12 protein-coding genes are annotated in these 10455 nt (G+C 46.4%); 7 read left to right on the forward strand and 5 right to left on the reverse strand.

The features are described from left to right. Positions 1-7: 7 nt before the first annotated feature. Positions 8-1666, reverse strand: a complete 1659-nt coding sequence (locus IDZ20_RS10265) for a methyl-accepting chemotaxis protein (protein WP_188151339.1) — start codon at positions 1664-1666, stop codon at positions 8-10. Between the two features lie 299 nt (positions 1667-1965). On the opposite strand from IDZ20_RS10265, the gene IDZ20_RS16420 reads away from it, so the two are divergent. Further along, complete coding sequence (locus IDZ20_RS16420) at positions 1966-2100, forward strand: hypothetical protein (protein WP_281250565.1); 135 nt, start codon at positions 1966-1968, stop codon at positions 2098-2100. 119 nt (positions 2101-2219) lie between these two features. Here IDZ20_RS16420 and yghU read toward each other — a convergent pair whose 3' ends face one another. The 3 genes from yghU to dauA form a co-directional block, all read right to left on the reverse strand. Continuing rightward, complete coding sequence (yghU, locus tag IDZ20_RS10270) at positions 2220-3065, reverse strand: glutathione-dependent disulfide-bond oxidoreductase (RefSeq protein WP_188151340.1); 846 nt, start codon at positions 3063-3065, stop codon at positions 2220-2222. Positions 3066-3258: 193 nt separating this feature from the next. Beyond that, positions 3259-3489, reverse strand: a complete 231-nt coding sequence (locus IDZ20_RS10275; protein WP_188151341.1) for a hypothetical protein — start codon at positions 3487-3489, stop codon at positions 3259-3261. Further along, on the reverse strand, positions 3486-5222 hold the full coding sequence (gene dauA, locus IDZ20_RS10280) for a C4-dicarboxylic acid transporter DauA (protein WP_188151342.1): 1737 nt from the start codon (positions 5220-5222) through the stop codon (positions 3486-3488). Before dauA ends, IDZ20_RS10275 begins: the two co-directional genes overlap by 4 nt. Positions 5223-5339: 117 nt before the next feature. Between dauA and IDZ20_RS10285 the strand changes: the two genes are divergently transcribed. Beyond that, complete coding sequence (locus IDZ20_RS10285) at positions 5340-5540, forward strand: CopG family transcriptional regulator (protein WP_188151343.1); 201 nt, start codon at positions 5340-5342, stop codon at positions 5538-5540. 70 nt (positions 5541-5610) lie between these two features. Here IDZ20_RS10285 and pspF read toward each other — a convergent pair whose 3' ends face one another. Beyond that, a complete protein-coding gene (gene pspF, locus IDZ20_RS10290) occupies positions 5611-6660 on the reverse strand; it encodes a phage shock protein operon transcriptional activator (RefSeq protein WP_188151344.1) in 1050 nt (349 codons plus the stop codon). A 194-nt stretch (positions 6661-6854) separates the two neighbouring features. Here pspF and pspA point away from each other — a divergent pair, with 194 nt between their 5' ends. The 5 genes from pspA to IDZ20_RS10315 form a co-directional block, all read left to right on the forward strand. Beyond that, a complete protein-coding gene (pspA, locus tag IDZ20_RS10295) occupies positions 6855-7529 on the forward strand; it encodes a phage shock protein PspA (protein WP_188151345.1) in 675 nt (224 codons plus the stop codon). Between the two features lie 27 nt (positions 7530-7556). After that, complete coding sequence (gene pspB / locus IDZ20_RS10300) at positions 7557-7799, forward strand: envelope stress response membrane protein PspB (RefSeq protein ID WP_188151346.1); 243 nt, start codon at positions 7557-7559, stop codon at positions 7797-7799. Continuing rightward, positions 7796-8176, forward strand: a complete 381-nt coding sequence (gene pspC / locus IDZ20_RS10305; RefSeq protein ID WP_188151347.1) for an envelope stress response membrane protein PspC — start codon at positions 7796-7798, stop codon at positions 8174-8176. The genes pspB and pspC overlap by 4 nt, the downstream gene beginning before the upstream one ends. A 216-nt stretch (positions 8177-8392) precedes the next feature. Next, positions 8393-9637, forward strand: a complete 1245-nt coding sequence (locus IDZ20_RS10310) for a tyrosine-type recombinase/integrase (RefSeq protein ID WP_188151348.1) — start codon at positions 8393-8395, stop codon at positions 9635-9637. 344 nt (positions 9638-9981) lie between these two features. Then, positions 9982-10455 (forward strand): carbohydrate-binding protein (locus tag IDZ20_RS10315; RefSeq protein ID WP_223144942.1); only part of this gene is annotated, 474 nt, incomplete at its 3' end.

The raw sequence follows: 10455 nt of genomic DNA on the forward strand, positions 1-10455 counted from the left end.
TTATCGTCTACAGGCTGCTTTTAGCCTGTATTTTAAAATGCCCAATTAAGCCAGAAAGCGAGTTACTTAGCTCTTCTAGTTCGCTACTAAAATAAGTCGTTTTTTCTATTTCTGTATGGGATTTCGAGAGAAGTTGTGCCATGCGGTTAATGCTTTGATCTATATCTTGAGCCACTGCAGATTGTTCTTCGGCTGATGTCGCGATCTGTATATTCATATCGGTAATTGAGTTAATGGCGTTCACAATACTTTCTAGCGAATGCCCGGCTTGCTCGGCTTTAGAGACGGTTAACTCTGTGGCTTGATCACCGCTCACCATCGTTTGGACGGCTTTCGCTGTCCCCTTTTGTAAAGATTCAATCATCCCGCGAATCTCCTCAGTCGACGCCTGGGTGCGTGCAGCGAGTGTCCGGACTTCATCGGCTACAACAGCAAAACCGCGTCCTTGCTCGCCGGCGCGTGCTGCTTCTATCGCCGCATTTAAGGCGAGTAGGTTCGTTTGCTCGGCAATACTGCGGATAACATCTAGCACGCTAGAAATCGCTTGGCTATCGGAGTTCACTGTATCTATTGCTGTCGAAGCTTGTTTAACTTCGTCTGCAAGCGCTCTTACCGATTTAATCGCTTCTATTACCACTTTCTGTCCACTTGATGCATCTTCGTTTGCTTGTGTTGCTGAACTCGCTGCGCCCTCTGAGTTTTTTGCAATTTCTGTTGCCGTGCAGGCCATCTCTGTAATGGCGGAGGCTACAGCATGGGATTCTGCCTGTTGCTGATCCATAGATCGCGCATTACTTAACGTAATCTCTCGCAACTGGCCAGACGCTACAGTGAGGCGCCCGGTCGCTTGGCTTACTTGTAAAATAATCTGTTCGATTTTTTCCACAAAGGCATTGAAACTACTCGACATTACCGACAGTTCATCTTTGTGGTTCGGATCGACGTGCAATCGTTGGGTAAGGTCGCCGTCGCCGGCAGCTATATCGTTCATCGCGGTGTTAGTTTGGGCTAGCGGTTGAATAATGGAGCGTGCGATTAAATATGTGAGCAGGCTGACAATTAACAAAACAATAAGACTGATAGTAGTCGGCAACACAGAAGCGCTTACAAACGCGGCTTGTACATCGACTAGATACACACCCGAACCTACAATCCATCCCCAAGAACTAAAACCTTTCACGTAGGATATTTTATTGGTTGGTTTGGTTTCGCCAGGCAGTGGCCACATATAGGCGACTTCACCTTCGCCGTTAGCCTTTACGACTTTGGCCATCTCCACAAACAAACGCTTACCATTAGGGTCTTTAATGTTGGAAATATCGGTGCCATCCAAGGCCGGTTTGAGTGCGTGCATAATCATATTCGGGTGACTATCTTGCACCCAAAAATAATTGTTATTCTCGTAACGAAGACTTTTTAAGGCGTCTATTGCCTGGCGTTGGGCGTCCTCTCTAGCCAGTTCTCCAGAGGTTTCTTTTTGGTAGTAGTACTCCAGCGTGCTGTGGGCGAGCTCTACCAGCAAGCGAGTATCTTTTGATTTTAGTGAGAGTAGGGAGGAGCGTAACTGCCCCATGGTCGTAGTAACTAAAACGATAAGGCCCACCAACACAACTACCAGTAATAGCCAAAGCCTTACCTTAATGCTTACGCGTCGAAATAAAGTCATTAATTCCGCCTGATTGAATTGAAGGTGCGGGAAGACCCCTGTCACGCTCACACAGTTTAAGATTGTCATTACAATTAATAGCAGAATATCGAGATATTTGTAGTTATTTGGCGTTTAATTCGTTCATTTATCAGACCCAGTAGAAAGTTAACAGCTCGGTAATTGACCTGTAAATAGCAGTGTTACTAATACGTTTATTCTTTAAAAACAATAGCTTGTACGCAGGTTTTCTAGCGCTTTGTAATGGTATGGAACGGGTTAAGTCGGCCAGCACGACATTGTTTAGGCGGTCAGGCTAGGTGGACAAACAAAAGCTATCGGTTGTGACAGTAAGCGATAGCTTTGCTTATGTATTAGTACTGGATAGGGCGCGTTATTGTCGAGATGTGGAAACCACTAATATCGACTATAGCGGTATTCACGGCTGGGGATGAGGGCGCTGGACATTTTAATGTGGGCCGCCAGGTGTTGAGACCAATAGGAATAATCAAGCTGTTGTAAATTCAAGACGCCAATCCGTTACGGGTAACGATAATTAGCAAGTTTATTTTTGCTAGTCCAAATCGCTGGCATCGTGGCGTTCGGAGAGTTGTTCTTCGGGTTCGCCCCAAGTGCGATTCACTCGGCTGCCACGTTTCACCGCTGGGCGCGCGCTAATCTCGTTACTCCAGCGCACAACGTGCGTGTAGGATTTAACATCCAGAAATTCGCCCGCGTCATAAAGTTTGCCTTGTACCAAAACACCGTACCAAGCATAGACGGCTATATCTGCGATGGTGTAGTCGTCACCGCAAAGGTAATGACGCGACTTTAGATGTATGTTCAGCACATCTAATTGCCGTTTAACTTCCATCGCATAGCGATTAATCGGGTATTCCAACTTTTCGGGTGCGTAGGAATAAAAATGTCCAAAGCCGCCGCCTAAAAAGGGCGCGCTACCAATTTGCCAAAACAGCCACGACAAACATTCCGCGCGGGCAGCTGGCTCGTTTGGTAAAAATACCTGAAACTTTTCTGCAAGATAAATAAGGATAGCGCCAGATTCAAACACAGGTGTTGGAGCATTTGGATTGGTGTTGTCTAGTAGGGCAGGGATCTTGGAGTTAGGGTTAAGCTGTGTAAAGCCGCTACCAAATTGATCGCCTTTGCCAATATCGATTAACCATGCATCATATTCCGCAGCGGTTATACCGAGGGCTAACAGCTCTTCTAATAGAACAGTAACTTTCACACCATTAGGCGTGCCCAGGGAGTAAAGTTGTATCGGGTGTTTGCCAACCGGTAACGGCTTATTGTGCGTGGCGCCGGCGATGGGTCGGTTAACACTGGCGAATGCACCACCGTTTTCGGTATCCCAAGTCCAAACATGTGGTGGAGTATAAGTGTTTGTATTGTTCATATTAGCCCTGCCAACTTATCCTTGATAACGGCTTCCAGCAAAGGAAGGTTTAAAGTCGAATACCGTCACTTTGAAGTCGTCACTCTAGCAAAAATCTAGGGACAAAAGAATCTGGATTCACCAGTGCGTTGTCATTCAGGATATCGTAAATCGGTAGGTCTGTGACTCAATTGAAGTCTAGTGCGGCCCTGCACTATAGAAATACCGAAAATTCGCGAAGTCCAATTTTCTTCATGATCTCGATGAATTCGTTTAAATCTTCACTTAAAATTGGATTGTCGTCATCATTTACAAGCATGAAGGGGCGCAGCTTTTTATCGGTGAGCATTACAAACCATTGTTTGGGTGATGAAGGATTTCTGCGGATATGCCCGTACAACCAATTTTTGGTCTTGCCTTTTTTTATCGCGACCGAAATTTTCATAATGTCTCCAAGTCTGGAATGGAAATATGCTCTAGTGCATGCTCGAGGCTAGAAAAGAAACGAACTTGATCTCCCGCGGGAGCCACCTTAGCTTTTGCTAAAGTTTTTAAAGGTTGAAATTGCCACTCTGCAAAATACATCTTCTTTCCCGATTTACGATTATCAGACATGAGTCGCGCCAGTGCGGCGAGCCCTCCAGCATCAAGAATTGGTACCGCCTCCATATACAAAACAATACCCTCCAAGCTTTTTAGTTCGGCATTTATTTCACCAAAAACACGCTCAGCCGCGGCAAAAAACAACGGGCCATTCACTTTCATTACCTTCCAATTATCAGGTACTGGGAAGGATACAGTTTTTTTGTTTTTGCTGATGTCGGTTAAGGTCGTCATGTTTGCTATCTCTCGCATAAACAAAATTGAAGCCAACACAATGCCGGTGGTAATGGCGATTACCATGTCGATCCAAACGGTGAGGCTTAAGCACACAATAAAAACGATAATGTCGCTTAGTGGCGAGGTTTTAATTAAATGCACCGCTTTGTGGGCCTCACTCATATTCCAAGCGACAACAACCAGCATGGCCGCGAGCGCAGGCATAGGTAGATATTTCAAAACCGGCGCGAGTGAGAACAATGCCAGCAATACAAATAGGGCGTGAATAATGGCTGCCAGCGGTGATTGAGCGCCGGCCTTAAAATTAGCCGCGGATCTCGCTATGGCGGCCGTTGCCGTTATACCACCAAAAAATGGGGTGATGATATTGCCAATGCCCTGACCAAGTAGCTCGCTGTTTGCGCTGTGGCGTTTGCCCGACATGCCATCCAGCACTACCGCGCACAAAAGCGATTCAATAGCGCCAAGCATCGCAATCGCGAATGCCGCTGGAATAAGTTCGCGTATGGTTTCCCAGTTGAGGGTAATAGCGATGCCATTAATACCGGTACGCAGCCACGGCCATTCAAAATGCGGCAATACCGGTGGAATTCCACTGCCCGACAAACCATTCGCAAGTGTGTAATTAAATCGCGAGCCGACGGTCGCAATGTCAAACCCATATCGATTGAGCAAAGCAGTCAATGAACAGGCGAATATCAAAGCTGGAAGATGCGCGGGTACAGGTGTTTTTAGTCGCGGCCAAAGTAATATGAAACCCAATGTAAAGGCCCCAACTAAAACGCTAGCAAAATCGACAACGTGTAAGTTAGTCGCTATCAGGGCGATTTTTTCGGGGTAGTGCTCAGGCATTCCGGTAACGGGTAAGCCGAGTAAGTCGGGAATTTGCAGCGTGGCAATTACGATGCCTATACCGCTGGTAAAGCCGAGTGTGACGGATTCAGGAATGTATTCAATAAATCGCCCAAGCCTAGCGTAGGCCATGGCGATAAGGATGATTCCAGCCATAATACTGGCAACCAATAACCCGCCCAAACCATGCTGAGTAACAAGTGGATGCAAAATCACCACAAAGGCCGCAGTAGGGCCGGACACACTAAAGCGGCTGCCGCCGGTTAGGGCAATAAAAAAGCCCGCGATGATAGCGGTATAAAGCCCATATTGCGGTGCAACTCCACTCGCAATAGCCAGTGCCATGGCCAAAGGTATGGCGATTACGCCAACGACACAGCCCGCCATAAGGTCTTTGAGCAGCTTGTGCTTGCTATAGCCTTCGTTAAGAACATCCCGCAAAGCATGTGAAAGTCGCAAAGAAAACAAATAGGCACGATGCGACATGGATTAGAGCTCCGGCAGGGGTGTTGTAACGTGGTTATCAGTATATGCTCATCTAATTGACCGTCAATGTTAATATGATTAACATGCCTACCAACGAATCTTGTGGAAATTACAGGTATGGAACAGAGAACTGCACGTTTGACACTCTTGATAGACCCGAACAAAAAAGCTGTTTTTGATCGTTTGTGTATGCAGGAAGATGTAACGCCGTCGCAAAAAGTGCGGCAGTTTATTCGAGACTATATAGAGCAGCAGCTAGGCCCGAATTGGCAGGAAAGCGTTTTAGCCCAGCCAGATGGTAAGGCAGAAAAAGAATAAACAGTGCTTTGCGTTTCGGAGTGGTACTCCAAGTCACGCTAATTGATGTCATGGCGTGGCCACAAGCAGGCTATTTATGTTTTTTTAGATAGCCTCGAAATTGGTCATAACTCAATGACAGAAGTTCGGCGGATTTTTTCTGGTTGTGTTTTGCTTGCATCAGCGCCCTAGTTAATAGCGCTTTCTCAAACTCAGCGACACGTGATTTTAAATCGATGGGAAATTGCTCTGGTGTCTCATCCGTATCTCCATCGTCCAGTTTTTGTTTGCCATTGCTCTCCACTAGGTTTGGCGGCGATTGCTGAGCTGTATCGGCTGGGGGATAGTTACTGGTAAGCCGGTAGGGCGATTCGAAAGGGTCGAGGCTGAGTGAGTCTAGTGCTTCGGTGTCGGAGTTGTGGCGGTAGACGCTTCGCTCAACGGTGTTTTTAAGTTCGCGAATATTGCCAGGCCAGTGATAGCTGTTTAGTTGTTTACAGGCGTTGCTACTAAAACCGGTAAAGAGCTCTCTACCAAGTTCTTTACACATACTTATGGCGAAGTGTTCCGCCAGTAATACAATGTCTGTTTGGCGCTCGCGCAAGGGTGGTAGTGTTACAACATCAAAGGCGAGGCGGTCCAATAGGTCGTGGCGAAACTTGTTAGCATCGGCAAGGCTGGGCAAGTCCACATTAGTCGCCCCCACTAAACGCACGTCACTCTTTATAACACCAGAGCCACCTAGGCGCTCGAATTCGCCGTACTCGATAAAACGCAGCAGCTTTTCTTGTGTGCGGGTACTGAGCGTGGCGAGCTCATCTAAAAATAGCGTACCGCCATCAGCGCGCTCAAAGCGGCCTTGGTGGCGTCGCGTGGCTCCCGTAAAGGCACCTGCTTCGTGACCAAAAAGTTCCGATTCCAATAACTCTTCGTTAAGGGCGGCGCAATTCATCTTAATAAAGGGCTTGCGCCAACGATCCGACAGGAAGTGAAGCCGTTCGGCGATTAGCTCTTTGCCTGTACCACGTTCGCCAACAACTAATACCGGGCGGTTTAATTGGGTAAGTTGCGAAACCTGTTCCAGCACTTCCAAGAAGCTGTTGGATTCACCTAAAAGTTGCTTGGTTGGCGTGGTGGTCATTATGACCTCCTTTCGGTGTATTTGACTAAAATATAGTTATTTTTTCGGCGCAAGGGAAGGTGTTTATCCCCTTGTGTTTTCTTGATTGCTAAAACCTTAATAAAAACAACACCTTAGCAGTGCAGCATTTTTTGGCACGGTTTCTGTAATAACTAATACGTGAATATTTAATTAACCACGTCAAGGAGACGAAAATGGGCATTTTTTCACGCTTTTCAGACATTATTAATTCCAATATCAATGCAATATTGGATAAAGCCGAAGACCCAGAAAAAATGGTTAGGCTGATTATCCAGGAAATGGAAGAGACATTGGTTGAGGTACGAACGGTTTCGGCTAAAGCCATAGCCGACAAAAAAGAGTTGTTGCGTCGTAGGCAGTGGCTGTCTGACGAGTCGTTAGCATGGGAACATAAAGCCGAGCTAGCCATAAGCAAAGGTCGTGAAGACTTGGCCAAAGGCGCGCTGGCGGAAAAGCTAAAGTTTGAGAACGAAACCGTAGCTGTGGACTCAGAGCTGGACTTAATCGAAGCCAACTTGCAAACCCTTGAAGATGAAATTAGCCAACTGCAAACCAAAGTTGCCGAAGCCAAATCACGCCAAAAGTCTCTGGTAAGTCGCCAAAAAACGGCTAGCTCGCAACTAAAGGTTCGGGTCGCTATTGGCGGCAGTGCGGTCGAGCAAACGCTGTCGAAGCTCGATAGCTATGAGCGCAAGCTAGATGAGTTAGAGGGGCGCGTTGAATCCTATGATATGGGCAAAAAATCTTTAGCGGATGAAATCGAGCAACTAGAAAAAGACGAAGAAATAGAAGCGCAACTCGCCAAGCTAAAAGCGAAGATCTCGGCTAACAATGCGCAAGTTCAATAAATTATTCTGGCAAAAGGAGGCCGCTAGATGAGCTCTATTATTGGTATGTTACAGCCGGCGATTATTTTATTTTGTGTGGTCGTTGCACCCATCTGGATTGTGATGCACTACCGTCATAAATCGAAAGAAACCGGCACAGGAAAAACCAGCGAAAGTGAGCGCCAGAAAATTGAGTCGCTCTTAGCGCTGGCCGACAAAATGGAAGATAGAATAGAAACCTTGGAGTCTATCTTGGATACTCAAAATCCCAGCTGGAGGACCCACCCATGAGCGAATTTCGACGCGATAAAAAACTATACCGAAACCGAAAAAAAGGCATGATTGGTGGCGTATGTAGGGGGCTTGCGGATTATTTTGAAGTGGATGTAGTGTTGGTTCGTATTATTATGATTACCTGCATGATTTTCACCTTGCAAGTCGCTTTTATTGGATATTGGGTAGCGTTTTTCGTACTGAACGATGACCCAGGAACACTTACTGATGATAAAGGTCACTTAAAGAGTAAGTTTCGTGGCAGCTACGAGCGCAACTCGGTATTAAATAGTGTTCACGACCGCTTTGCGCAGGTAGAAAAACGACTGCGTAAAATTGAAGCCTACGTGACGTCATCCAGCTATAAGCTGCGCGATGAAATCAACAAGCTGTAGTAATTTATAAATACCTCAACTCGCTACAAGATAGCCAATAACGCAGACTATCTGGGGTATTGGCTATCTATAGGTTTACTCGGATGATGTCGAGCTGGGCACACACAAAATAGCCTATACCTGTCAGTATTGGACATAGTGTTATATCTTCACTATACTCCTCAAAACGCCCAAACACCCCGTACCCAAGCCTGCTAGCGGTCTTAAGGACTTTCTATGGTCACATCCACACTACCCAAGCCGATCCCTTTATTTCCAACCCAGGACGGCATTAAGGGTTTGGCGCTTGATGATTACCCCGAAGTAAAAACGTTCTTAGAGGCTGGCCCGAGTTGGCGAATGCAGCATTGGCTTTGGGCGTTGGATTTTCTTAAATATATTGCGCGCAGTAAATCTGAGCATACTTACAGCCGGTTTCGCAATGAAACCGAACGCTTTCTAATCTGGAGCTTTGTTGTAAAGCAAAAGCCAATCGATAACTACCGAAAAGCCGACATTCTAGATTACGCCGATTTCTGCTGGCAGCCACCGATCAGCTGGATCAGCATCGGCAGTAACGACAGATTCTTGTTGGTCGATGGCTACTACAAAATTAATCAGGACTGGTTGCCGTTTCGTTTGAAACGCCATAAAAATGAAGAACAAACGCCGGACAAAAAACGTTATAGACCGTCCCAAGAAACGATGGCGGCAATGTTTACCGGTATAAATGCGCTATACCGACATTTGATGAACGAAGAATACTGTTACGGCAACCCTTCACAAGTCGCTCGTCAAGATTGTCCGCATCTTATAAAAGATGCGCAAGTTAAAGAGATTCGTCGTTTAACTGGTGATCAATGGTCCTACGTAATCAAAACCGCGGAAAATCTCGCCGCAAAAGATCGTAAATACGAGCGCAGTTTGTTTGTAATCGCCACCTTAAAAACCTTGTTTTTGCGAATATCCGAGCTTTCTGAGCGCAAAACCTGGATACCGGAAATGAGCCATTTTTGGCAGGATCATGACGAAAATTGGTGGCTAAAAATATACGGAAAAGGGCGTAAAGTTAGGGACGTTACCGTGCCCACCGAGTACATGCAGTACTTAAAACGCTACCGCCTATACCGAGGCCAACCCGCCCTTCCCTCTGCCGCCGATAACAGCCCGCTAGTCGAAAAACTGCGCGGCCAAGGCGGCATGGGTACGCGTCATTTAACCCGTTTAGTGCAGGACATATTCGACCACGCCTACACCGCTATGGCGCGTGAATTAGGCGCTGAAAAAGCCAAGAAATTAAAAGAAGCTTCTACCCATTGGTTACGCCACACCGGCGCCAGCATGGAGATTGAACGCGGGCGTGAACTAAAAGATGTATCCGAAGATCTCGGCCACGCCAGCATGGCGACAACCGATACCATTTATGTACAAAGCGAAACGAAAAAACGTGCGGAAAGTGGGAAAAATAGAACGGTTGATTGAAGATTACAAAGTATAATTTCATTGCCTGCTTTACTGATTCAGCTCATGTAATTAAAACGGGATTCTTATTCAAGATAAGAAATCAACTCGCGTAATGTTGTCGATTCAATATCAGTTATTTAGCACATATCCCAGATTCGTCATAACCGCCTCCCTAAACCGCTGGCTACCGCGCTAAAAAAATAATTATTTACGGTAACCGGTTACCAACTTTAAGTTTGGTATCAGCATGTTATAGTCGCTTTAACCATAAGCTGGATTGAAGGAGTAATCTTGATGGGCACAAGCGACTTGCTGTGTTCTGTAAATGGCAAAAATCACAATAAAAATAAGAGTATCAGTATATGAAAACGCCTTATAACCTCTTCGCTGGCTTGATGTTTATGTCAGTCTCGCTATATACGAATGCCGAACTATTACAACAATTTGAGTTAGAAAACGGCACGCTTATCGGTGACTATAGTGGGACTACGACGAGCCCGTTCGACGGTATTGCCTGCTATGGCAATGACGATGGCGTAGAAACAGACGCGTCGCTTAGCGGTGTCCCCGGGGAGTTTCGCTTAGATTTGCGCGGTGCGAGCAGTAACGACTCTAGCGCTGGCATTAGCGTTTACTTGTCTGGGAAGCGTATCGGTACCGCGAGTTTTGCCGGCACTGAGCCAACTACCGTCAGTATTCAATTTGATCTGCCTGAGCAGCCAACCGATAGCACTTTGAGTTTCATCCTAGAAACTGATAACGGCAGTAATGATACCTATCTCGATTGGTTTGAGTTGCATCGCGTTGGCGATATTCCGCCGCCACCTCCCCCCCCC

This window comes from Teredinibacter waterburyi (assembly GCF_001922985.1).
In the GTDB taxonomy this organism is placed as follows: Bacteria; Pseudomonadota; Gammaproteobacteria; order Pseudomonadales; family Cellvibrionaceae; genus Teredinibacter; species Teredinibacter waterburyi.

Bases quoted from the DNA above. Each gene is read 5' to 3' on its own strand.
- IDZ20_RS10285 (WP_188151343.1), top strand. From the start codon at position 5,340: ATGGAACAGAGAACTGCACGTTTGACACTCTTGATAGACCCGAACAAA.
- IDZ20_RS10310 (WP_188151348.1), top strand. From the start codon at position 8,393: ATGGTCACATCCACACTACCCAAGCCGATCCCTTTATTTCCAACCCAG.
- pspB (WP_188151346.1), top strand. From the start codon at position 7,557: ATGAGCTCTATTATTGGTATGTTACAGCCGGCGATTATTTTATTTTGT.
- pspA (WP_188151345.1), top strand. From the start codon at position 6,855: ATGGGCATTTTTTCACGCTTTTCAGACATTATTAATTCCAATATCAAT.
- IDZ20_RS10275 (WP_188151341.1), bottom strand. From the start codon at position 3,489: ATGAAAATTTCGGTCGCGATAAAAAAAGGCAAGACCAAAAATTGGTTG.
- pspF (WP_188151344.1), bottom strand. From the start codon at position 6,660: ATGACCACCACGCCAACCAAGCAACTTTTAGGTGAATCCAACAGCTTC.
- pspC (WP_188151347.1), top strand. From the start codon at position 7,796: ATGAGCGAATTTCGACGCGATAAAAAACTATACCGAAACCGAAAAAAA.
- dauA (WP_188151342.1), bottom strand. From the start codon at position 5,222: ATGTCGCATCGTGCCTATTTGTTTTCTTTGCGACTTTCACATGCTTTG.
- IDZ20_RS10265 (WP_188151339.1), bottom strand. From the start codon at position 1,666: ATGACTTTATTTCGACGCGTAAGCATTAAGGTAAGGCTTTGGCTATTA.
- yghU (WP_188151340.1), bottom strand. From the start codon at position 3,065: ATGAACAATACAAACACTTATACTCCACCACATGTTTGGACTTGGGAT.